This window comes from Neoroseomonas oryzicola (assembly GCF_012163135.1).
Classification (GTDB): domain Bacteria; phylum Pseudomonadota; class Alphaproteobacteria; order Acetobacterales; family Acetobacteraceae; genus Neoroseomonas; species Neoroseomonas oryzicola.
In genome coordinates this window covers 17,059-39,100 of record NZ_JAAVUP010000015.1, presented here as the reverse complement: position 1 = coordinate 39,100, position 22,042 = coordinate 17,059, and the positions used below count along the sequence as shown (strand labels likewise).

24 protein-coding genes and 1 tRNA gene are annotated in these 22,042 nt (G+C 71.7%); 10 read left to right on the top strand and 15 right to left on the bottom strand.

Translation table 11 applies throughout. The features are described 5' to 3' along the window. Nucleotides 1-113: 113 nt before the first annotated feature. From GWK15_RS23375 to GWK15_RS23355, 5 genes are read left to right on the top strand one after another with little or no spacing between them, the layout of a single operon-like run. Nucleotides 114-2,618, top strand: coding sequence for a hybrid sensor histidine kinase/response regulator (locus tag GWK15_RS23375; RefSeq protein WP_168043819.1), 2,505 nt, complete (start codon nucleotides 114-116; stop codon nucleotides 2,616-2,618). 13 nt (nucleotides 2,619-2,631) lie between these two features. Next, nucleotides 2,632-3,117 (top strand): chemotaxis protein CheW, encoded by a 486-nt coding sequence (locus GWK15_RS23370; protein ID WP_168043818.1) that lies wholly within the window; start codon nucleotides 2,632-2,634, stop codon nucleotides 3,115-3,117. Nucleotides 3,118-3,128: 11 nt separating this feature from the next. Next, nucleotides 3,129-3,512, top strand: a complete 384-nt coding sequence (locus tag GWK15_RS23365; protein ID WP_168043817.1) for a response regulator — start codon at nucleotides 3,129-3,131, stop codon at nucleotides 3,510-3,512. Further along, the gene (gene cheB / locus GWK15_RS23360; RefSeq protein WP_338147323.1) at nucleotides 3,509-4,582 is read left to right on the top strand and encodes a chemotaxis-specific protein-glutamate methyltransferase CheB; all 1,074 of its coding nucleotides are present in this window, start codon (nucleotides 3,509-3,511) and stop codon (nucleotides 4,580-4,582) included. Before GWK15_RS23365 ends, cheB begins: the two co-directional genes overlap by 4 nt. Further along, the gene (locus tag GWK15_RS23355) at nucleotides 4,579-5,406 is read left to right on the top strand and encodes a CheR family methyltransferase (RefSeq protein ID WP_168043816.1); all 828 of its coding nucleotides are present in this window, start codon (nucleotides 4,579-4,581) and stop codon (nucleotides 5,404-5,406) included. Before cheB ends, GWK15_RS23355 begins: the two co-directional genes overlap by 4 nt. Nucleotides 5,407-5,474: 68 nt before the next feature. Here the strand turns inward: GWK15_RS23355 and ctrA are convergent, their stop codons facing one another. The 12 genes from ctrA to GWK15_RS23295 form a co-directional block, all read right to left on the bottom strand. Then, nucleotides 5,475-6,221 carry a response regulator transcription factor CtrA gene (gene ctrA / locus GWK15_RS23350; protein ID WP_168043815.1) on the bottom strand — a complete coding sequence of 249 codons (747 nt, stop codon included), beginning with the start codon at nucleotides 6,219-6,221 and terminating at the stop codon, nucleotides 5,475-5,477. Between the two features lie 140 nt (nucleotides 6,222-6,361). After that, a complete protein-coding gene (locus GWK15_RS23345) occupies nucleotides 6,362-7,255 on the bottom strand; it encodes an alpha/beta fold hydrolase (protein ID WP_168043814.1) in 894 nt (297 codons plus the stop codon). 33 nt (nucleotides 7,256-7,288) lie between these two features. After that, entirely contained in the window at nucleotides 7,289-8,197 is a 909-nt protein-coding gene (locus GWK15_RS23340) for a lipid A biosynthesis lauroyl acyltransferase (RefSeq protein WP_209442384.1), read from the bottom strand. Beyond that, on the bottom strand, nucleotides 8,184-9,206 hold the full coding sequence (locus tag GWK15_RS23335) for a zinc-binding dehydrogenase (protein ID WP_168043812.1): 1,023 nt from the start codon (nucleotides 9,204-9,206) through the stop codon (nucleotides 8,184-8,186). Before GWK15_RS23335 ends, GWK15_RS23340 begins: the two co-directional genes overlap by 14 nt. Nucleotides 9,207-9,332: 126 nt before the next feature. Further along, complete coding sequence (locus GWK15_RS23330) at nucleotides 9,333-10,598, bottom strand: beta-ketoacyl synthase N-terminal-like domain-containing protein (protein WP_168043811.1); 1,266 nt, start codon at nucleotides 10,596-10,598, stop codon at nucleotides 9,333-9,335. Further along, nucleotides 10,595-11,776: a beta-ketoacyl-ACP synthase gene (locus tag GWK15_RS23325; RefSeq protein ID WP_168043810.1), complete on the bottom strand. Its 1,182-nt coding sequence runs from the start codon at nucleotides 11,774-11,776 to the stop codon at nucleotides 10,595-10,597. The genes GWK15_RS23330 and GWK15_RS23325 overlap by 4 nt, the downstream gene beginning before the upstream one ends. Continuing rightward, a complete protein-coding gene (locus GWK15_RS23320) occupies nucleotides 11,773-12,219 on the bottom strand; it encodes a 3-hydroxyacyl-ACP dehydratase FabZ family protein (RefSeq protein WP_168043809.1) in 447 nt (148 codons plus the stop codon). The genes GWK15_RS23325 and GWK15_RS23320 overlap by 4 nt, the downstream gene beginning before the upstream one ends. Before the next feature lie 78 nt (nucleotides 12,220-12,297). Further along, the gene (locus tag GWK15_RS23315; RefSeq protein WP_168043808.1) at nucleotides 12,298-12,579 is read right to left on the bottom strand and encodes an acyl carrier protein; all 282 of its coding nucleotides are present in this window, start codon (nucleotides 12,577-12,579) and stop codon (nucleotides 12,298-12,300) included. A 114-nt stretch (nucleotides 12,580-12,693) separates the two neighbouring features. Continuing rightward, the gene (locus tag GWK15_RS23310) at nucleotides 12,694-14,496 is read right to left on the bottom strand and encodes a chloride channel protein (RefSeq protein ID WP_245211857.1); all 1,803 of its coding nucleotides are present in this window, start codon (nucleotides 14,494-14,496) and stop codon (nucleotides 12,694-12,696) included. A gap of 128 nt (nucleotides 14,497-14,624) precedes the next feature. Further along, nucleotides 14,625-14,710: transfer RNA gene (locus GWK15_RS23305), tRNA-Leu, on the bottom strand. Nucleotides 14,711-14,780: 70 nt separating this feature from the next. Beyond that, the gene (locus GWK15_RS23300) at nucleotides 14,781-15,173 is read right to left on the bottom strand and encodes a cupin domain-containing protein (RefSeq protein WP_168043807.1); all 393 of its coding nucleotides are present in this window, start codon (nucleotides 15,171-15,173) and stop codon (nucleotides 14,781-14,783) included. Between the two features lie 83 nt (nucleotides 15,174-15,256). Then, complete coding sequence (locus GWK15_RS23295; protein ID WP_168043806.1) at nucleotides 15,257-15,883, bottom strand: glutathione S-transferase family protein; 627 nt, start codon at nucleotides 15,881-15,883, stop codon at nucleotides 15,257-15,259. A gap of 91 nt (nucleotides 15,884-15,974) precedes the next feature. Here GWK15_RS23295 and GWK15_RS23290 point away from each other — a divergent pair, with 91 nt between their 5' ends. Together GWK15_RS23290 and GWK15_RS23285 are read left to right on the top strand one after the other, a co-directional pair. Beyond that, complete coding sequence (locus tag GWK15_RS23290) at nucleotides 15,975-16,457, top strand: disulfide bond formation protein B (protein ID WP_168043805.1); 483 nt, start codon at nucleotides 15,975-15,977, stop codon at nucleotides 16,455-16,457. After that, nucleotides 16,454-17,008, top strand: coding sequence for a demethoxyubiquinone hydroxylase family protein (locus GWK15_RS23285; protein ID WP_168043804.1), 555 nt, complete (start codon nucleotides 16,454-16,456; stop codon nucleotides 17,006-17,008). Before GWK15_RS23290 ends, GWK15_RS23285 begins: the two co-directional genes overlap by 4 nt. Before the next feature lie 176 nt (nucleotides 17,009-17,184). On the opposite strand, the gene GWK15_RS23280 is transcribed toward GWK15_RS23285, so the two are convergent. Next, nucleotides 17,185-17,760 (bottom strand): HNH endonuclease, encoded by a 576-nt coding sequence (locus tag GWK15_RS23280; protein WP_168043803.1) that lies wholly within the window; start codon nucleotides 17,758-17,760, stop codon nucleotides 17,185-17,187. A gap of 150 nt (nucleotides 17,761-17,910) precedes the next feature. Beyond that, nucleotides 17,911-18,561 carry an alpha/beta hydrolase gene (locus GWK15_RS23275; RefSeq protein ID WP_168043802.1) on the bottom strand — a complete coding sequence of 217 codons (651 nt, stop codon included), beginning with the start codon at nucleotides 18,559-18,561 and terminating at the stop codon, nucleotides 17,911-17,913. Between the two features lie 52 nt (nucleotides 18,562-18,613). On the opposite strand from GWK15_RS23275, the gene gluQRS reads away from it, so the two are divergent. Together gluQRS and GWK15_RS23265 are read left to right on the top strand one after the other, a co-directional pair. Then, nucleotides 18,614-19,471 (top strand): tRNA glutamyl-Q(34) synthetase GluQRS, encoded by an 858-nt coding sequence (gene gluQRS / locus GWK15_RS23270; protein ID WP_168043801.1) that lies wholly within the window; start codon nucleotides 18,614-18,616, stop codon nucleotides 19,469-19,471. A gap of 42 nt (nucleotides 19,472-19,513) precedes the next feature. Next, nucleotides 19,514-20,479 (top strand): Bug family tripartite tricarboxylate transporter substrate binding protein, encoded by a 966-nt coding sequence (locus GWK15_RS23265; protein ID WP_168043800.1) that lies wholly within the window; start codon nucleotides 19,514-19,516, stop codon nucleotides 20,477-20,479. A gap of 285 nt (nucleotides 20,480-20,764) precedes the next feature. Here GWK15_RS23265 and GWK15_RS23260 read toward each other — a convergent pair whose 3' ends face one another. Next, complete coding sequence (locus GWK15_RS23260) at nucleotides 20,765-21,565, bottom strand: enoyl-CoA hydratase/isomerase family protein (protein ID WP_168043799.1); 801 nt, start codon at nucleotides 21,563-21,565, stop codon at nucleotides 20,765-20,767. Between the two features lie 139 nt (nucleotides 21,566-21,704). On the opposite strand from GWK15_RS23260, the gene GWK15_RS23255 reads away from it, so the two are divergent. Continuing rightward, nucleotides 21,705-22,031, top strand: coding sequence for an NIPSNAP family protein (locus tag GWK15_RS23255; protein WP_168043798.1), 327 nt, complete (start codon nucleotides 21,705-21,707; stop codon nucleotides 22,029-22,031). The last annotated feature ends 11 nt before the right edge of the window (nucleotides 22,032-22,042 follow it).

Genomic DNA, 22,042 nt, shown 5'->3' with positions numbered 1-22,042 from the left:
GACGTCCGAAGCCACCGAACGGCGCAGTCCCGGAACGACCTTGACCGCCCGGCTTTACGGAATCTTCGGCCCCGTCCCGCGATCCTGCCTGCCCGCACGGGGCATGGGATGCGATGGACGACCTGCTGGCCGACTTCCTGACCGAGACGCATGAGGGGCTGACCGCGCTCGATTCCGCGCTGGTCCGGCTGGAACGCACGCCGGACGACCAGCCCACGCTCTCCGAGGTCTTCCGCCTGGTCCACACCATCAAGGGAACCTGCGGCTTCCTCGGCCTCTCGCGGCTCGAGGCAGTGGCCCATGCGGCGGAGAACGTGCTCGGCCGCTACCGGGACGGGACGCTGCCGGTCACGGCCGGGGGGATCACGCTGATCCTCTCCGCGCTCGACCGGGTGAAGGAGATCGTGGCCGGCCTCGAGGCCAGCGGCTCCGAGCCGGCCGGGGAGGACACGCCGCTCATCGCCGCGCTGAACGCCGCGGCCGAGGGGCAGGTCGAAACCGCCGCCGCAGCAGCCCTGCCCGCCGAGGCCGCGGCCGATCCCGCCCCCGAGCAGGGCGGCGCCCTTGCCGCGCAGACCATCCGCGTCTCGGTCGAGGTGCTCGAGGACCTGATGACGCTCGTCAGCGAGCTCGTGCTGACGCGCAACCAGCTGCTGCAGCTCGCGCGTGTGCATCAGTCCGATGCCTTCGCGGTGCCGCTGCAGCGGCTCTCGCACATCACCTCCGACCTGCAGGAAGGGGTGATGAAGACGCGCATGCAGCCGATCGGCACGGCCTGGGCGAAGCTGCCGCGGCTGGTGCGCGACCTCGCACATGAACTCGGCAAGAAGATCGACCTCGACATGCGCGGCGCGCAGACGGAACTGGACCGGCAGGTGCTGGAACTGATCCGCGACCCGCTGACGCACATGGTGCGCAATTCCGGCGACCACGGCCTCGAGACCCCGGCCGAGCGCCGCGCCGCCGGCAAGCCCGAGACAGGGCGGATCATGCTCAATGCCTATCACGAGGGCGGGCACATCATCATCGAGATCGGCGACGACGGGCGCGGCCTGCCGGTCGATCGGATCCGCGCCAAGGCGCTGGCCAACGGCCTCGCGACCGAGGCTGAGCTCGCGCAGATGAGCGAGCGCGAGATCCTGCGCTTCATCTTCGCCCCGGGCTTCTCGACGGCGCAGCAGGTGACCTCGGTCTCCGGCCGCGGCGTCGGCATGGACGTGGTCAAGACCAACATCGAGAAGATCGGCGGCACGGTCGAGCTCGTCTCGAAGGAAGGGCGCGGGGCGACCTTCACCATCAAGATCCCGCTGACGCTCGCCATCGTCTCCGCCCTGATCGTCGAGGCCGGGGGCGAGCGCTTCGCCCTGCCGCAGATCGGCGTTGTCGAACTGGTTCGCGTCGGCGGCGCGCAGGACGGCGCGCCGCGCATCGAACGCATCAAGGACGCACCCGTACTGCGCCTGCGCGACCGGCTGCTGCCGCTCGTGTCGCTCGCCGGGCTGCTGCGGCTCGCCCCGCCGGGGGACGCGGCGACCGAGGGCTTCGTCGCGGTGATGCAGGTCGGCGGGCAGGCCTTCGGCATCATCCTCGACCGCGTCTTCGACACCGAGGAGATCGTGGTGAAGCCGGTCGCGCCGATCCTGCGGCACGTGACGATGTTCAGCGGCAACACCATCCTCGGCGACGGCAGCGTCATCATGATCCTCGACCCCAACGGCATCGGGCGCGCGGCGGGGGTCGGGCTCGATGCCGGGGGTGCGGAGGACCGGCGCGCGGCGCCGGCGGCGGCTGGGCTGCGCTCGGACCGCAGCACCTCCCTGCTGCTGTTCCGCGCGGGGGAGGGGGCGCCCAAGGCGGTGCCGCTCGGCCTCGTCGCGCGGCTCGAGGACATTCCCGCCGAGCGCATCGAGATGTCGGGCACGACGCCGGTGGTGCAGTACCGCGGAGGGCTGATGCCGCTGGTCTCCGTCGCGCCGGGCTGGACGCGGCCGGACGACGCTGCGCGCCAGGCGGTGCTGGTCTTCACCGAGAACGACCGCGCCATGGGCCTGATGGTCGAGGAGATCCTCGACGTCATCGAGGAACGGCTCGTGATCCAGCCGGGCTCCGGGCGGTCCGGCTTCATCGGCAGCGCGGTCGTCGCAGGGCGCGTGACGGAGGTGATCGACACCGCGCACTGGCTCGCCCAGGCAGGGGAGGACTGGTTCCGCGCCGCGCGCCCTGCCGCGACCGGTGCCGCGCGCCCGCGCGTGCTGCTGGTCGAGGACAGCGCCTTCTTCCGCCACCTGGTCGTGCCGGGCCTCGCCGCCGCGGGGTACGACGTCGCCGCGGTGGAGAACCCCGCCATCGCGCTGCGCCTGCGCGAGGAAGGCGTGCCCTTCGACGCCGTGATCTCGGACATCGAGATGCCGGAGATGGACGGCATCGCCTTCGCCGAGGCGCTGCGCGCCGGCGGGCCCTGGTCGGCGGTGCCGCTGATCGCGCTCTCCTCCCGCACCGATCCCGCCGACATCGCGCGCGGGCGGGATGCCGGCTTCACCGACTATGTCGGCAAGTACGATCGCGACGCGCTGCTGCAATCGCTGCGCGACTGCCTCGCCGCGCCGGTCGCGGCCTGAGGGGAGGACGGCGATGGATGGAATGGGCATGCCGCCGGCCGGGGCGAGCCCGGCGATGGGCGGGCGCGCCGAGGCGGGCGAGCAGGTCTTCCTCACCCTGACCGTCGCCGGCCAGGGCTGCGCCGTGCCGGTGCTGCTGGTGCGCGACGTGCTGGGGCCGCAGGCGATCACGCGCATCCCGCTCGCACCGCCGGAAGTGGCGGGATCGCTGAACCTGCGCGGACGGATCGTCACCGCGGTCGACCTGCGGCTGCGCCTCGGCCTCGCGGCGCGCCCGCCCGGGGCCGTGGCGATGAGCGTCGTCGTCGAGCAGGGCGGCGAGCTCTACTCCCTGCTGGTGGATGAGGTGGGCGAGGTGATCCCGCTGCCCGCCGCCGGCTTCGAGCCCAACCCGCCGACGCTCGACCCGCTGTGGCGGGAGGTCTCGCGCGGGGTGCACCGGCAGGAGGACCGCCTGCTCATCGCGCTCGAGGTCGAGCGCGTCCTGGCGATCGGCTGAAGGGGACGGCGATGACGCAGCGAACCTGCCTGGTGGTGGATGACAGCCTGGTGGTGCGCAAGGCCGCGCGCCGCATCATCGAAGGGCTCGGCTTCGCCGTGACCGAGGCGAAGGACGGGCAGGAGGCCCTGGCCTCTTGCCGCGCGCGCCTGCCGGACGGCGTGCTGCTCGACTGGAACATGCCGGTGATGGACGGCATCAGCTTCCTGCGCGCCGCGCGCGCGGAATTCGGCGCGGAGCATCCGCGCATCGTGCTCTGCACCACGGAATCCGAATTCGCCCGCATCGTCGAGGCGCTGGAGGCCGGCGCGCAGGAATACGTGATGAAGCCCTTCGACGCCGAGATCATCCGCGACAAGTTCACCCAGGCCGGCCTGCTGGAGGACGCGGCGTGATCCCTTCGCCACCGGCGGCGGAGGAAGTGCGGGTGATGCTGTGCGACGACAGCGCGACGGCGCGCAGCATCCTCGCGCGGCTGCTGGAATCCGAAGCCGGCATCCGCGTGGTGCATCGCGCGGCGGATGGGCGCGCGGCGGTCGCGGCGGTGGCGGCGGTGAAGCCGGACGTGGTGCTGCTCGACCTCGAGATGCCGGTGATGGACGGCATGACGGCGCTGCCGCTGATCCTGAAGGCGGCGCCGCAGGCCGCGGTGATCGTCGCCAGCGCGCTGACCCAGCGCGGTGCGAAGGCGGCGATCGCCGCGCTGGCCGCGGGTGCCGCGGACTACGTGCCGAAGCCGCAGGGGACGGCAGGCGGGGCGGCGGATCCGGCCTTCCGCGCGGAACTGATCGCCAAGGTGCGCGGCTGGGCGCGGATGAAGCGCCAGGCCGGCACAACGCCGCGCCCGGCCCTGCCGCGCGCCGCGCCCATTGCCTCGAAGGGCCGGCCTGTGCTGGTCGCGATCGGCTGTTCGACCGGCGGGCCGCAGGCCCTGGCGGCGCTGGTGCAGCGACTGCCGCGCCTGCCGGTGCCGGTGGTGGTCGTGCAGCACATGCCCGTGGGCTTCACGACCATGCTGGCGGAGCATCTCGACCGGCTCGGCGCGCTGCGCTGCGCGGAGGCGCGCGACGGGGAGGCGTTGGCGGCCGGCCGCATCCACCTCGCCCCCGGCGACCGCCACCTGTTGGTCGATGCGACGACCGGCGGCTTCGTGGCGCGCCTGACCAGCGACGCGCCGGAGAATTTCTGCCGCCCCGCCGTCGACCCGATGCTGCGCAGCGCGGCGCGGGCGGCGGGGGGCAAGGTGCTCGCCGTCATCCTGACCGGCATGGGCCATGACGGGCTGGAGGGCTGCCGCGCGGTCGCCGCCGCCGGCGGCACCGTGCTGGCGCAGGACGAGGCCAGTTCGGTCGTCTGGGGCATGCCTGGCGCGGTCGCGCGGGCCGGCCTCGCGGCGCTGCTCGCCCCGCCCGAGGCGCTGGCCGAGCGCATTGCCGCGCTCACCGCCGAAAGGGCCGTTGCATGACGCCGGACAGCTTCGCCTTCCTTGCCGGCCTGGTGAAGGCGCGGTCGGGCATCGTGCTGACGGCGGACAAGGGCTACATGCTCGAGACGCGGCTCGGTCCGCTGCTGCGCCGGGAGGGGCTTCCCGGCCTCGACGCCCTGGCGCTGCGCCTGCGCGCCCCGCGCGCGGAAGCCCTGACCGCGGAACTGGTCGAGGCGCTGACCACCAACGAGAGCTCCTTCTTCCGCGACGGCAAGCCGTTCGAGCATCTGAAGCGCCTGCTGCCGCGCCTCGCCGCCGCCCGGCCACCGGGGCAGCCGCTGCGCATCTGGTCGGCGGCCTGTTCCTCAGGGCAGGAGGCCTATTCCGTCGCCATGGTCGCGGCCGAACTCGGCGCGGCGCTGGGCGGGCGGCGGGTCGAGATCCTCGGCACCGACCTGTCGCGCGAGATGCTGGACCGCGCGCAGGAAGGCCTCTTCACGCAGTTCGAGGTGCAGCGCGGCCTGCCGGTGCAGATGCTGGTGAAGCATTTCCGGCAGGAGGGAACGCGCTGGCGTGCCAGCGCCGATCTCCGCGCCATGGCGCGCTGGCAGGCCTTCAACCTGCTGGACGACGCGCGCAGCCTCGGCCGCTTCGACGTAGTCTTCTGCCGCAACGTGCTGATCTATTTCGACGCGCCGACCAAGTCGCGCGTGCTGGGCATGCTCGCCGGCATGGTGGCGGCGGATGGGGTGGTCTACCTCGGCGGGGCGGAGACGGTCCTCGGCCTGACCGATCGCCTGGTGCCAGCGCCGGGCGAACGCGGCGTCTACGAACCGGCGCGACCCGCGGCCAAGGCCGGCTGACGCCCCGGATGTTTCCCGTGAATCGCTCGGGCCGGGGCGGCGCGGCCGCCGCCCCTGGCCGGACAGGGTCAGGCGGCGCGCATGTCCGCGGCGGGCGCCGGGGCGCCTGCACTGGCCGGCTGCCAGGCGGACCCGCGGCCGGAGGCCGGGTCCCGCAGCACATAGCCGCGCCCCCAGACGGTGCCGATCAGGTCCGTCGCGCCCGCCTGGGCGAGCTTCTTGCGCAGCTTGCAGATGAAGACGTCTATGATCTTCACCTCGGGCTCGTCGATGCCGCCGTAGAGGTGATTGAGGAACGCCTCCTTCGTCATCACCACGCCCTTGCGCAGCGCGAGCAGCTCGAGGATCGCGTATTCCTTGCCTGTCAGGTGGACGGTGCGCCCGGCGACCGTCACTTCCCGCGATCCGAGGTTGAGGTTCAGCGGCCCGACCGACAGCGTCGGCTGGCTGAAGCCCTTGGCGCGGCGGACGATGGCCTGGATGCGCGCGACCAGTTCCTGCTGGTCGAAGGGCTTGGTGATGAAGTCGTCGGCGCCCATGCCGAAGACCTTCACCTTGGTCTGCGGGCGGGACACGCCCGACAGGATCAGCACCGGCGTCTCGATGCGCGCGGCGCGCAGGCGGCGCACCACCTCGGACCCGTCGATGTCGGGCAGCATCAGGTCGAGGATGACGATGTCGTAGTCGTAGAGGCGGGCGAGCTCCACGGCCTCTTCGCCGGTGTCCGCCGTGTCCACGATCATCGAGGACTGCTTGAGCATCAGCGAGATGCCACGCGCAGTTGTGAGATCATCCTCAACTAATAAGACGCGCATTTTGGTGCCCTCTCACTCTATGGGCGAAACATACCACCTGCGCGTGTGGATTCAAGCAGATTTTCACTAAATGTTCGCATCAAGAATGGCAGTTTGACCGACTTTCGAGAAAATTCCCGATTAATGAGACATTTCTGCCATCAAGGCATTAAAGCCAACCCAGCGATCGATGCAATCCAGGGTTGTGGCGCCTCGCGCGGCAGGAAATGGCCCGCGCCGGGGATCACCTCGCGCCGGAACGGGCCGGTGAAGCGCCGGCCGCTTGCCGTGCTGTTGGCCGGCGGATCCACCCCGTCCTCCGCCCCGTGCAGCACCACGCTCGGCACCGTGATGGGCGGCAGCGCGGCCAGCCGGTCCTCGATGCCCTGCAGCGCCGGATCGCCGGGGGCGGCGCGGTGGCGGTGGCGGTAGGACTGCACCACCGTCGCGACGAAGTCGGGGTTGTCAAAGCTCGCGGCGGTGCGGGCGTATTCGGCGTCGGTCAGCGGATAGGTCGGCGACCACATGCGCCACAGCAGCCGGCAGAAGGCCGCCCGGTCCTTCTCCAGCGCCGCGACGCCGCGTCCGGTGTGCAGGTACCATTGGTACCAGTAGCGCGCCTCCTGCTCCGGCGGCGCCGGCCGCGCCGATCCCGCGATGTCCTGGATGTTGTAGCCATTGGCCGAAACCAGGCCGCGCACGCGCCCCGGCCACAGCGCCGCGACGATGCAGGCCGCGCGCCCGCCCCAGTCATAGCCAGCCAGCGTCGCCTGCCCGATCCCCATCGCATCCATCAGCGCGAGCAGATCCGCCCCGAGCGCCGCCTGCTGCCCCGATCGCGGCGTGGACGGGTCGCGGTAGCGCGTCGGGCCACAGCCGCGCAGATACGGCACCACCACGCGCATGCCCTGAGCCGCCAGCGCCGGCGCCACGCCGTCCCACGACCGGACGTCGTCGGGGAAGCCATGCAGCAGGATCGCGGCCGGACCATCGGCCGGTCCGTGCAGTTCCACCGCAACGTCCAGCACCCCGGCGGTGACCATGATGTGCGCCATGAACGGCCCTCCTGTCAGCGAAGGGTCGATCCTCTATCGCCAGCGGCGATGCATCCAGAGCCACTGGCCGGGATACTCGCGCACCCAGCCCTCGATCACCGAGTTCATCGCCTGGGTCGCGGCGTCGACATCGATCTGGCCTTCGGCATCCCGCGGCATCGGGATCTCCTCGGTCAGGTCGAGCCGGAAGCGCCCGCCAGGCAGGCGGATGGCGCGCGCACCGTGCACCGGGCAGTCGAAGCGGCGCGCCAGCTGCGCCAGCAGCGGATTGGCCGCCGCCGTGCGTCCGAAGAAGGTCACCTTGGGGCCGCGTCCGAAGCGCTGGTCGACCAGCATCCCGATGTGCTGCCCGCGCTCGAGCGCCTTGGCCAGCTTGAACGGGGCCGACATGCCGGCCGCGACCAGCGTGCCCATGCTGTCGCGACGCAGGCGCAGGATTTCCTTCGCCACCGCCGGGCTGTTGGGCGTGCGGTACAGCACCGCGCTGTCGATGCCGTGCTTGGCCGCGGCGATCGCCGGCAATTCCCAGTTCGCGAGATGCGCCGAGAAGACGATCGCCGGCTTCCCGTCGTCGCGCAGCCGGTTGTAGAGCGCGATGGTCCCGGGCGTCGCGGTGATGCGCCCGTCCATCGGATGGTCCAGGTCGAAATCCCAGATCCGGTCCATATGGACGTATTCGCAGGCGACGCGACCGAGATTGTCCCAGGCTTCCGTAAGGATCGCCGCGCGCTCGGCCTCGGTCTTCTCGGGGAAGGCGGCGGCGATGTTCTCCCGCGCGATGCGGTTCGCCCCGGTCAGCGGGCCGAGATGGCGCGCGAGCCATGCCCCGATGCGCGGCCCGCGATCGGGCCCCAGCAGGCGCAGCAGCGCGAAGACCGCCCGGATCAGAAGCCCGAACAGCCGGTCCGCGAAGAGCCAGAGGCGATACTTAAAGCGTAACAACGATCTTCCCGAAGACACGGCGGCTTTCCAGCCGGTCGAGCCCTTCCGTGAAGCGTTCGATCGGCAGCACCGTGTCGAGCACCGGCAGGATGCCGCGCGCCATCTTCGCGTAGCCGTCGGCGATGTTGCGCATCGAGGCGCCGAAGGACCCGAAGATCCGCAACTGGCGCTGGAACAGCATCATCAGATTCGTCTCGGCCGACACGCCCGAGGTGCTGCCGCACGTCACCAGCCGCCCGCCCATGCGCAGCGACAGCAGCGAACCCGCCCAGGTCGCAGCGCCGACATGCTCGAACACCACGTCCACGCCGACCTTGCCCGTGGCGCGGCGCGCGACCGTCGGGAAGTTCTGCGTCGAGTAGTTCACCACATGGTCGGCGCCGAGCGCCTTCGCCTTGGCGCATTTCTCGTCGTCGCCCGCCGTGGCGATGACGGTGCAGCCCATGTCCTTGGCGATCTTCACCGCCACCGTGCCGATGCCCGACCCGGCCGCGTGCACCAGGATCGTCTCGCCCGGTTCCAGCTTCGCGTTGTCGAACAGCATGTGCTCGACGGTCGAGAAGGTGATTGTCCCGCAGGAGGCATCCTCCCACGAGATCCCCTCCGGCACCCGCACCAGCAGCCGTGCCTCCTGGTTCACCAGCTCGCAGGCGAAGCCGTCGACGTGGAAACCCTTCACGCCGCGCACATTCTCGCAGAGGTTGTCCTCGCCCTTGAGGCAGCGGCGGCACTTGCCGCAGGTCAACGCGCCATAGGGCGCGGCGCGGTCGCCGACCTTCCATTCCGTCACGCCGGGGCCGACGGCGACGACCTCGCCCACCGCCTCGGCGCCCACGATCAGCGGCAGTTCGCGCTTGGCGAAGGCCATGCCGCGGAAGCCCCAGACGTCGATGTGGTTCAGCGCGACGGCGTGGATGCGCAGCGTCACCTCGCCCGGGCCGGGCGGCGGCGGGGGCGGCACCTCCTCGAGGCGCAGGTCGCGGTCGGCATGCAGGCGAAGGGCACGCATTTGGAAACTCTCCCGAACTCAGGGGGAGAAGGGAACTTCTCCCCCCGAACCCCCCTCAACCTTCTTTGGAACCAAAAGGCAAGGAAGGGAGGGGGCTCGGGGGAGGTTCTCCTCCCCCGCAACTTCCTAAGGCGCCGCGCTTACCACGAGGCACACATTCTGCCCGCCGAACCCGAAGGAGTTCGACAGCACGTGGCGCAGCCCGGACACCTGGCGCGCCACGTTCGGCACCACGTCGAGCGTGATCGCCGGATCGGGCTCGTTGTGGTTGATCGTCGGCGGCAGCACCTGGTCGCGGATCGTCAGCAGGCTGAAGGCCGCCTCGATCGCGCCGGCGGCCGACAGCGTGTGCCCGATCATCGACTTGTTGGAGGAGATCGGCGGCGGCGCATCGCCGAACACGGCGCGCATGCCGAGCGTCTCCATCTTGTCGTTCTCCGGCGTGCCGGTGCCGTGCGCGTTGACGTAGCCGATGTCGCCGGGCTGCAGCCCGGCATCGTCGATCGCGTTGCGCATCGCCCGGATGATCGCCGAGCCATCCGGGTTCGACCGGGTGCGATGGAAATTGTCCGCCCGTTCCCCGCAGCCCGAGAGGATGCCGAGCACCGTCGCCCCGCGCTTCGTCGCGTGCTCGAGGCTCTCGAGCACCAGCGCGGCCGCGCCCTCGCTCATCACGAAGCCGTCGCGCGTCTTCTCGAAGGGGCGGGAGGCCTTGGTCGGCTCCTCGTTCCGCGCCGTCAGGGCGGAGAGCAGGGAGAAGCGGATCACCGCCTCGGGCTGCACCGACCCATCGGCGCCGAGGGCGATGGCGGCATCCGATTCCCCGCGCTGGATCGCCTCGACCGCCATCTGGATGGCCGACGCGCCGGTGGCGCAGGCCGTGGTCAGCGCGATCGGCGCGCCGGTGGTGCCGAAGCGCGCGGCGAGCCGCTCGCCGACCCCGCCATAGAGGAAGGTCTCGTAGAGATCCTGCCGGCCGGCCGCGACCTCGGTCGCCGCACGATAGGACCCGTTGCCATTGGCCCGTCGCGCCAGGTCGAAGCGCTGCGGCCATTCGTATTCGACCGGCGGCATGCCGACCATGAGCGGGCCGGGAAAGGCGCCCCCGGCGCCGAGCGCGGCCTGGGCGAGGGCTTCCTCGACCGCCGCGGCGGCCATGCGCTCCACCCGCACGGGGGAGGAGACGACCTCACCGCCGGCGGCTTCCTCGGGCAGTTCGACGGTGCCGGCGATGGTGGTGCGCAGCTTGTCCACCGGGAAGCGGCGGATGCGGGAGATGCCGGAGGTGCCGGCCTTCACCGCCGCCCAGTTCGCCTCGCGGCCCCAGGCCAGCGGGGTGACGATGCCGATGCCGGTGACGGCGACGAGCGGCCGCCCGAGATGGTCCTTCATGCCGCGCGCTCCAGCAAAGCGAGGGCCTCGCCGCGCCACTGCCCGAAGCCGGTGACGAGGATGCGCTCGACCGGGCCGTCCCCGGCATCCGCCGGGTCCATCGCCGGGTAGAAGCCGCCGCGCGAGAGCGCCAGCGCGCCGAGCGCGACATTGGCCGGGAAGGCCGCTTCCACGCCGTGCCCGATCAGCGAGCCGGTGCGCCGCACCGCCGCGCCGCCGAGGCCGGCCAGGAAGGCGTCCTCCTCCGCCCGCGCCTCCGCGACGCCGGTCATGCCGGACAGCACGCCGAGGCCCGCGCCCGCGGGCGCGCCGAGCTTCGCATGCAGCGCCTTGGCCGCCGCCGCCGAGGCCCCGCCCGCGCGCTTGTGGGTCGCATCGCAGGCCACGCCCGCGAGGCGCGCGAGCGGCTTGGCCCCGCGCGCCGCGGCGTGCTCCGCCGTCTCGAGCACCAGGAAGGCGCCGAGCGCCCCGCCGACGAAGCCGCCGGCGCCCGTGCGGGCGGAAACGGGGGCGAAGGGCCCGCGCCAGACCGCGCCGCCGGCGCCGTAGAGCAGCACCAGGTCCCAGCGCTGGGAGACATAGGCCCCGCCCACCAGCGCGATACCGCCGCGTCCTTCGGCGAGCCGCGCGGCCGCGATGCGCACCGCGTCCGCCGCCGCCTGCTCCTCGCCCATGAAGGTGCGGGAGGATCCGGTCACGCCATGGACGATCGAGATGTTGCCCGCGAGCAGGTTCGACAGCTGCGCGAGGAACAGCGTCGGGCGCAGGTCGGTGCCGAGCCTCTCGTTCAGGATCGGGCCGGCTTCGGCGGGCGGCGTGGTGCAGAGCGCCGTCGCCACCGCCTCGTCCACCGCGATGTCGCGCTCGCCGCCGCCGGCCGCGACGATCAGGTGCATGTCGGACACCAGCCCGCGCGCCCCCGCCTGATCGATGGCAAGCCCGGCGGCATAGGTGCCAAGCCGCTGCCAGGGCTCCATCTGCCGCTGGTCGCCCTTCTTCGGGATCTGCGCGTCGAGGTTCAGCGCCGGCAGGGGATGGACCGCATAGGGGGCGAAGGCGGCCTCATCGAGGACCGGCGCCGCGCCGGGCTTCGACAGCACCTCCCAATGCGCGTCCGGGCCCTCGCCGAGCGACGAGACGAGGCCGATCCCGGTGATGACGACATCCTTGCGGGTCATGCGAGGCCGAGCTCCTGCCCGCGCCCGCGCATCGCGGCCGCGAGCTCGGGGGCGGGAAAATCCATGATGCGCAGCGTCAGTTCCGCGTCGCAGATGCGCTTGCCGTTCGCCTCGATGCGCGCCTGGGTCACGGCATAGCCGGACCCGTCATGGATGCGCATCGCGTGGACGGTCACCGGCGTGGACGGGCCGACGAAGGAGCGGAACTTGGCTTCCTTCACCCCCATCAGGAAGGGCATGCGCTCGAAGCTCATCAGCTTCAGCAGCAGCCAGCCCGAGGCCTGGGCCATCGTCTCGACCAGCAGCACGCCGGGCATCAGCGGATAGCCGGGGAAATGCCCCTCGAAGACCGGGGAGGCGTCGGGGATGGTGCTCTCGACGACGATGGCCTCGCCGTCCAGCGAGGCCACCCGGTCGATCATCTGGAAGTATTCGAGGCGCATATGTTTGGGCCGGCCGATTCAGACCTGCGCGCCTTCGGCGCTCCGTTCATCGGACGGCCGGCGACGCGCGGCCATGGGTCAGCCCCCCTTCGCCGCCACCAGCTCGTCGATGCGGGCGGCGAGGTTCTTCATCACGAAGTACTGCTCCGCCGGGGCGTTGCCCGCGTTGACTTCCTGCGTCCAGGCCTCGACCGGGACCTTGATTCCGAAGGCCTTGTCGATGGCGAAGACGATGTCGAGGAAGTCGAGGCTGTCGATGCCGAGGTCGTTGATGACGTGGCTGTCCGGCAGGATCTTGTCCCGCGGGACTTCGCTGTTCTCGGCGATGATGTCGGCGATGCGGTCGAAGGACGAGGCCATGGGTGGCCCTCCGGAATCCGGGGTGGGTTTAGGGATCGGGGGGCGTCTTTGGCGCGAATGGGGGCGGAAGGCAAGCATCCGACCCCTGGGGGGCACCCCTGCGGCCGCGGAGGGCTAGCCGTTCAGCCCGGTCTCGTCCTGCCGGCGGCGTTCCAGTTCCTCCCCGTAACGGCGCAGCAGATGGGCCTCGGTCAGCAGCCCGGTGACCCGGCTGGTGACGGGGGCGACGACCGCCAGCGCCTCGGCGCCCGAGGCGTCGAACAGCGCCATGGCCGCCTTGGCGTCCATCGACTCGGTCAGGACGGCGTTCTGGTGGTGCAGCAGGGTGTCGAGGCCGGGGCCGTCCTCGGGCAGCGCATGGGCCTCGGAGACCAGCACGATGCCGGCGTAGTGGCCGGCCTGGTCCAGCATCACCACCCGGGTCGTCGACCCCAGCGGGAAGGCCGCCCGGAAATCGGCGACCGACATGCCCAGCGGCGCGGTGCGCGGGTCGTGGCGCATCAGCCGCCCCACCGTCAGGTCGCGGACCCAGCCGATGTCGTGGGCGGACCGGATGGCCTCCCCGCGCAGGTGGAAGCGCCAGGTGGCGAAGGAGAAGCCAAACAGGCGCCGCACCGTCAGCGCCGCCGCCGCGACCGCGGGCAGCACCGCCAGCGCCGGGGCGAAGGCGCCGGTCGTCTCGATGACGAGGAAGGTCATGGCGAGCGGGGCGCCGACGATCGCCGCGCCGAAGGCGGCCATGCCGGCGGTGGCCCAGAGCCCGGCGTCCAGCACTTCCGGCCGGGCGCCGAGCGCCGCGGCCAGCTCCCCCCCGACCCGCCCCAGCACGGCGCCGAGCAGCAGGGAGGCGAAGAACAGCCCGCCGCGGAACCCCGCGCCGACCGAGATCGCCGAGGCCGCCGCCTTGGCCACCAGCAGCACCAGCAGCGCCTTGAGGCTCAGGTCGAGGTCGAGCACCAGGTGCAGCGCGCCATGCCCCGCACCGAGCACCGCCCGCGTCGCGGTCAGCGCCAGCAGCCCGACCACGAGGCCGCCCACCATCGGCCGGAAGAAGCCGGGGACCGGGCGCAGCAGCGTCTCGACGATGCCGACCGCGCGCATGATGCCGATCGCCACCAGCCCCGCCACGACGCCGAGCAGGAGGGACATCGGGTAGAAGCCCGGCCCGATCGGCGCGACCTCCCCGATCAGCAGGGCGACGGGCGGGCCGTTGAGCGCGCTGATCACCCCGTCGGCGGCGAGCGCGGCGGTCACCACCGGCAGGAAGCCGGCCAGGGAATAGGTGCCGATGACAAGTTCGAAGGCGTAGAAGGCGCCGGTCAGCGGCGCGCCGAACGCCGCCGAGATCGCCGCCGCTGCGCCGCAGCCGACCAGCAGCCGCAGGTCCGACCGGCGCAGGCCAAGCCACTCCCCGAACAGTGCCGCCGCCGTCGCCCCGGCCTGGGTGTAGCCGGCCTCGAGCCCGACCGAGGCGCCCGCACCGTTCGACAGGACATTCTGTGCCACCACCTCGATCCCGTCGCGGGCCGGGATGCGCCCGCCATGCAGGGCATTGGCCTCGATCGGGTCGACCGGCTGGCGGGTGCGCGGGGCGATCCGCGCGATCAGCAGGCCGAGCAGGGCGAGCGCCAGGCCGCCCGCCGCCGGGGCGAGGAGCGCGAGCGGGCGGTGCAGCCCCGTGCTGCCCGACAGCCGTTCTGTGGGCGACAGCGCGAAGAGCGCGGCCTGGATCGACCAGGAGGCCCGGCCGATGCCGGCCACCAGGAGGCCGGTCGCGGCGCCGACCACGGATGCGAGGACGATGAGCCCGACCTCGCCATGGCGCATCCGGCTGCGCAGCAGGACCATGGCGCGCGCAAGCGCGCCGCCGTGCTGCTCCCCGGCACCGAGGCCGGGGGCGGGGGCGCTGTCATCCATGGGCGTGCGCGATCTTGGCCGGTCGCCCACTCCGCCCGCCGGCGCCGGAGGACGGGAAGCGCGGGGGCGAATGTTCGACGCACACGGGACTCGGCCTTTCGGAACCTGCCGACGGCAAGGGGCAGGGATGGTGCGGGTGGTCGGTTTCGAACCGACACTCCGTTGCCGGAAACGGATTTTGAGTCCGTCGCGTCTACCGTTCCGCCACACCCGCAGCAGGGCGGCGTGCCGCCCCACAGGCCCCTCTTAGCGCAGGCTTCGGCGCCTGGCAGCCCCGGAAAAGGCTATTCGGCCGCCTGGGCCGGCGCCTCGACGTTCTTCGTCTCGAATTCCGCCGGCCCGGTGATCTCCAGGATCTCGACATCGTCCGAATGCGCGATCTCCCGGTGGCGGACCAGGCGGGGCTGGTAGCAGCAATCGCCGGCCTTGAAGGTCTTCTCGCCGATGTCCTCGTATTCGAACTTCACCCAGCCCTTGAGCACGAAGAACATCTGGAAGGGCAGGTCGTGGGTGTGCCACTGGCCGGTGGCGTGCTCGCCCGGAATGGCGCGGATGACGTGCGCCCCGAAGGCGCCGTCCGTCGCGTCCTTGATGCCGAGGTCGCGGTATTCGAAGAAGGCCCGCAGCCCGCGCTTGAACTCGGCGCCGTCGGCGTGGCTGGTCGCGGTCTTGCCCATCTCTTGTTTCCTCCATGTCCCGTTGCGAGGGCGGACTCCCAAAGAAGGGAGGGGGATCGGGGGAGGTTCGCCTCCCCCGACCGTCATTCGAGCGGCAGCGCGACGTGCTTCACGAAGCCCGGCCGCGTCTTCAGCGTCTCGTAGTAGCGCGCGAGGTTCGGCAGGTCCGGCCGCTCGATCGGCAGGACGTGCCAGCGATGCACCCAGCACCCCAGCGCGATGTCCGCGAGGGTCAGGTCGTCCCCGCACAGGAAGCGGGAGTTGGCGACCGTCGCATCGACGATCTTCCACAGCCGCCCGGAATCCTCCCGCGCCTTGGCCTCGGCCTTCCAGTCGCGCTGCGGTTCGGGCAGGCGGATATGGGTGAAGAAGATCACGACCATCGGCGTGGTGACGTGGCCGAGCGTCCAGTCCATCCAGGTCTCGACCTTGGCCCGGGCGCGGGGCTCGGCCGGGTAGAGCGAACCGCCCGGCGCATGGGCGTTGCAGAGGTAGCGGGCGATGCTGTTGCTCTCCCAGAGCGACCAGCCGTCGTCTTCCTGCAGGGTCGGGACCAGGCCCATCGGGTTCATGGCCCGGTATTCGGGCTCCTTGGTCCGGCCGAAGGCGCCGCCGGCGTCGATCCGGTCATAGGGCAGGCCGAGTTCGTCGAGGGTCCAGAGCACCTTCATCACGTTGCTCGAACTCGTCCGGCCCCAGAGCTTCATCATGGCCTTCCTCCCGCCTTGGCGCGGGCAGGCTAGGCGCGGGTCGGGCGGCGGTCCAGTTGCGCCGGGGCGCGCGAAGCGCGATGTGGGCGGCATGGCACCCGCCCTCCTGATCGCCGTCCTCGCGGCCGCCGCGCCGCTGTTTGCCCTCGGGAGCGAGACCTGGTGGGGGCTCGCCCCCTGCGAGCTCTGCCTGTGGCAGCGCTGGCCCTATTGGGTGGCGGCGGGGCTGGCGGCCCTCGGCGCGCTCGCGCCGGGACGGGCGCGGACCGTGCTGCTGGGCCTCGCGGGCATCGCGGCCCTGGTCTCAGCGGCGATCGGCGGCTTCCATGTCGGGGTCGAGCAGCATTGGTGGCCCTCCCCCCTGCCAGGCTGCGCGGCGGCGACGGCCGCGGGCGGGACGAATTCGATCGACGACATGATGCGCAGCCTGGCGGCGGCGCCGAACAAGCCCTGCGACGCGGCGACCTATCTGATCGAGGGCCTGCCGCTTTCCATGGCGGCAATGAACCTCATCTACGGGCTCGGCCTCGGCGCGCTGGCGCTGGGGCTGGCACGCAGGGGAGCGAAGACATGACCGAGACGACCGGCGAGCGTCGCCTGCCTGGCGATCCGACGCCCCGGCAACTGGTGGAACGGGTGATCCGCGTCGACCACGCGGGCGAATACGGCGCGAAGCGCATCTACGAAGGCCAGCTGGCCGTGCTCGGCCGTACCAAGTGGCGCCCGACGCTCGAGCACATGAAGGCGCAGGAGCAGGTCCACCTCGACACCTTTTCCCGCCTGATCGGGGAACGGAAGGTCCGCCCGACCGCCCTGCTGCCGGTCTGGCACGTGGCGGGCTTCGCGCTGGGGGCGGCCACCGCGCTGCTCGGCCACCGGGGGGCGATGGCCTGCACGGTCGCCGTCGAGGAAGCGATCGACGAGCACTACCGCGAGCAGGAGGAAGCGCTCGGCGACGACGAGGCGGAACTCAAGGCGCATATCGCGCAGTTCCGCGCCGAGGAGCTGGAACACCGCGACATCGGACTCGAGAACGAGGCGGAACTTGCACCGGCCTACCGGCTGCTCTCGGCGGCGATCAAGGCGGGGTGCAAGGTCGCGATCAAGATCAGCGAGCGGATCTGAGGGCGAGCCGGCGCGCCTCCGCCTGGTCGCCGGCAGGGCCGAGTCCCCGCACCGGCGCCGCGGCTGGCGCCGCGAAGCCCAGGGCCGCGGACGGGCCCCATGCGCGTTGCTCAGCAACGTGCATGGGCACCCGGGATGCGGCCCGCCCGGCGTCTGAGGGAACGAAAAAGGGTACTTCAGCCCTCCAACTCGCTGTCCCAGTACAGGTAGTCGCGCCAGGACTGGTGCAGGTAGTTGGGCGGGAATCCGCGCCCGTTCTCCTGCAATTCCCAAGAGGTCGGCTGGCGCGGCTCCTGCCGCGGCAGCATGTGGCATTCCCGCGGCAGCCGGCTGCCCTTGCGCAGGTTGCACGGCCCGCAGGCGGTGACGACGTTGTCCCAGGTGGTCCGCCCGCCACGCGAGCGCGGGATCACATGGTCGAAGGTCAGTTCCGGCGTCGGCCGGCCATCCCCGCAGTACTGGCATTCGAAGCGGTCGCGCAGGAAGACGTTGAAGCGTGTGAAGGCCGGGCGCCGGGCCGCGGGGATGTATTCCTTCAGCGCGATGACCGAGGGCAGGCGCAGCGCAAGGGAGGGCGAATGCACCTCCACCTCGTATTCGCTGAGCACCGAGACGCGGTCGAGGAAGACCGCCTTCACCGCGTCCTGCCAAGCCCAGACCGACAGCGGGAAGTAGGACAGCGGCCGAAAATCCGCGTTCAGCACGAGGGCCGGGTACGACTGAGCACCGGTGAACTGACCGCCGTCTGGCAAGCGCCGCTCCTTCCAGCGGTGCGCCACCAAGATCTTGGGGCCTGACCCGGCGGAAAGGCCCCAGATACAGTGGCGCCGCCGCGTGTGCGGTGCATGATTGCCACGCGTCCCGGGCCGCCGCAACCCTCGGCGCGGCGTGTCAGGGAGATGTCATTCGCCGCCGAGCACGCCGCGCAACACTTCGGCGCCGGCGGCGAGCCCGACCTCGTCCAGCCCATGCCCGAGCCCCGGCCTGTAGAGCGCCCGCACCGGCACGCCGGCCGTGGTCAGCGCCGATTCGGCAGCGTGCGACGCAGCGGCCGGCACCACCTCGTCATCCTCGCCATGGACCAGCAGCACCGGCGGATGGACGGTGACGGGCCGCTCGGCGCCGATCATGCCGCCGGAATAGGCGAGGATGCAGGCCGCCTCCGGCACCGCCCCGCGCAGCCCGGCCTCGAGCACCGTCATCGCGCCCTGGCTGAAGCCCATCAGCGCGACGCGCGAAGGTTCGACATCATGCGCCGCGCGGGCGCGTGCGACGAAGCGCCCGAGGGCCGCCGCGGCCGACGCGACGCCCGCTTCGAGCTGCGCGGAGGAACGATCCCACAGCGAGAACCATTGCCGGCCGAAGGGGATGCCGTCGCAGGCCTCGGGGCCATGGGGGGCCAGGAACAGCGCGCGCGGCAGCGTCGCCGCCCACAGCGCGGCGAGGTCGATCAGGTCGTTCCCGTCGGCGCCAAAGCCATGCACCAGCACGACGATCGCATCCGGCGCACCGCCTTCCGCCGGCCCGTAGGTCGGCCCGTCCAAAGCCTCCATGCGCCGATCCCCCTTGCGATGCGCGGCCCCCGCCCGCTACCGGCTGCGGATCATGGGCGCAACCACCATCGTCACCCGCTTCGCGCCGAGCCCGACCGGGTATCTCCATCTCGGCCACGCGCATTCGGCGATCTACGCCTGGCGTATGGCGCGCGAGGCCGGCGGGCGCTTCCTGCTGCGCATCGAGGACATCGACCCGGGCCGCTGCCGCCCCGAATTCACCGACGCGATCCTGGAGAACCTGGCCTGGCTCGGCCTTGACTGGGATGGCGAGGTGCGGGTGCAGTCGCGGCACCTGCCGGCGTATCGCGGCACGCTCGATGCGCTGTCGGCGCGCAGTCTGCTCTATCCCTGCTTCTGCACGCGCGGGGACATCGCGCGGGAAATCGCGGCGAGTGCTTCGGCACCGCACGGGCCGGACGGGCCGCTCTATCCCGGCACCTGCCGGCGGCTGACGCCCGACGACCGCGCGGCGCGGATCGCGCGCGGGGAGGCGCATGCGCTGCGGCTCGACATGGCGGCGGCGCTCGCGACGCTCGATGCGCCGCTGACCTTCATCGAGCACGGAAGGCGCCTGACCTGCGATCCCGCGCAGTTCGGCGACGCGGTGCTGGCGCGCAAGGACGTCCCCGCCTCCTACCACCTCTGCGTCACGCATGACGACGCGCTGCAGGGCGTGACGCTGGTGACGCGCGGGGAGGATCTGCTGCCCGCGACCCATCTGCACCGGCTGCTGCAACATCTGATGGGCTGGCCCGAGCCGGCCTACGCCCATCATCCGCTGCTGACCGACGCGTCCGGCCGGCGGCTCGCCAAGCGCGACCGCGCCGCGACGCTGCGCGACCTGCGCGCGGCGGGCCGCAGCCCGGCCGAGGTCCGTGCCCTGGCCGGCTGGCCCGACCCGGCGTAGCCTTCCCGCAAGACCCCCGGACGGGGGCGGAGGGAAACGGACATGATCACGCGACGCACGCTCGGGACGGCGGCGCTGACCGCCATCGCGGCACCTGCCCTGGCGCAATGGCAGCCCACGCGGCCGATCCGCATCTTCGTGGGCTTCGCGCCGGGCGGCGGCACCGACATCACGACGCGCACCATCTCGGCACGGATGCAGGGGCTGCTCGGCCAGCCCATCGTGGTGGAGAACCGGCCCGGCGCCGGCGGCAACCTGGCCTCCGAGGCGACGGTGAACGCGCCGTCGGACGGCACGACGCTGATGATGGGCACCATCGCCTCGCTGGTGATGAACCCGATCATGACGCGGCTGCCCTTCGACGTGCTGACCGACCTCACCGCCATCGGCCGGTCGGTCGAGGTGACGAACTTCCTGGTCGTCGCGCCGGAGAAGCCCTGGCGCACGCTCGCCGAGCTCGTCGCGGCGGCGAAGGCGCGGCCGGGTACGCTGTCCTACGGATCCTCGGGCGTCGGCGGGGCAGGGCATCTCGGCGGTGCGCTGCTCGATTCCATGGCGGGGATCGAGACGATCCACGTGCCCTATCGCGGCGGCGGGCAGCTCATCACCGATATCCTCTCGGGCAAGGTCGATTTCTCGATCGCCACGGCGGCGACGGTGCTGCCGCATATCGAGGCCGGCCGGCTGCGCGCACTCGCCGTGCCCTTCGCCCGGCGCAGCGCGCTGCTGCCCGATGTGCCCACGGTCGCCGAGGCGGCGAACCTGCCCGGCTACGAAGTCGCGAACTGGTACGCGATGATGGGCCCGCGGGCCCTGCCGCGGCCGATCGTGGACCGCGTCAACGCCGCGATGAACGAGGCGATGCGCGACCCGGACGTGGCATCGAACCTCGCCAAGCATGGGCTCGAGCCCGCCCCCAGCACGCCCGAGGAACTGACCGGCTTCATCCGCGCGGAGACCGCGAAGTGGCGCCCGATCATCGAGCGGGCGGGGGCGAACGCGAATTAGTTTGCCTCAGGCGCCGGCGCCCGCATCCGCGGGCTTGGCTTGCGCGCCGTGGACTGTCGCGTTGGCGGCGGCTGGTGGTCGGGGCGCGGTCGCGCTGTGCGCTCCCGGATCGCGCCGGGACGCGATCCGCTTGTTTCCTGCCTCAGGCGCCGGCGTCCGCCTCCGCGGGCTTGGCTTGCGCGACGTGCACGGTCACGCCGATGGCGGCTGATGGTCCGGGCGCGGTCGCGCCGTGCGCTCCCGGATCGCGCCGGGGCGCGATCCGCATGGCGCCTGTCGCGGTGCTCAACGCCCCTTGAACACCGGCTTCCGCTTCTCGTTGAACGACGCGATGCCCTCGCGCCGATCTTCCGTGCCGACGAGCTGGTTGTAGCACTCCACCTCGAAGCGCAACGCCGTGCGGATGTCCATCTGCAGGCCGTAATGCATCGACCGCTTGGCCTGGCGGACCGACAGCGGCGCGTTGCGCGCGATGGTGCGCGCGGTCTCCATCGCCGCCTCCCACAATTCCTCGCGCGTCTCGACCACGCGGTTGAGGATGCCCCAATCGCAGGCCTGTTCCGCGGTGAAGGGGCGGCCGGTCAGGATGATCTCCTTCGCGCGGCGCTCGCCCACGATGCGCGGCAGGGTCTGGGTGCCGCCGGCGCCGGGCATGATGCCGATCGTCACCTCGGTCAGCGCGAAGCGCGCCGCGCTGACGCCGTAGGCGAAGTCGGACGCCAGCACCATCTCCAGCCCGCCCGCATAGGCATGCCCCGACACCGCGGCGATGATCGGGATAGGGCAGTCGATCTGCGTCCAGTAGGCGCGCTCGAAGATCTCGTGCTGGTGGCGCCAGGCGGCATCGGTCATGCCGTTGCGCTCCTTGAGGTCGCCACCGCCGCAGAAGGCCTTCTCGCCCGCCGCGGCGAAGATCACGCAGCGGACCTCGCCGGGTTCGGCGATCAGGCTGGACCAGACGGCATGGAGGTCACGGCCCATCTGCGTGTTCAGCGCGTTCGACACCTGCGGCCGGTTCAGCCGCACCACCAGGATGTGCGGCTCGGGGGTCTCGAGGGCGAGGGTCTCGTACTGCTTCAGTTCCATGCGGCGTTCCTCGGGTCGTTCAGGGGCGCGCAGACTGCGACGGATGCGCCGGCGTGTCAGCCGGGGGTGTCTGGACCGCGGGGGCGGCTGGTTCCATGCTCGGGCCACGTCCAGGAAGAACCGCGGAAGGACCTTCGGCATGATCCACGAACTGCGCGTCTATCGCTGCCTGCCCGGGCGCCTGCCCGCGCTGCTCAAGCGGTTCGAGACGACCACGCTGAAGCTGTGGGAGAAGCACGGCATCCGCCAGGCGGGCTTCTGGACGACTGTCATCGGCGAGTCGAACCAGGACCTGCACTACCTGCTGGCCTGGGAATCGCTCGCCGAGCGCGAGGCCAAGTGGGCCGCCTTCCAGTCCGATCCCGAATGGATCGCGAAGCGTGCCGAATCCGAGAAGGACGGCCCGATCGTCGCGAACATCGTCAACGCCATCCTGCAGCCGACCGCCTTCTCGGCGGTCCGATAGCCGCACCGCCC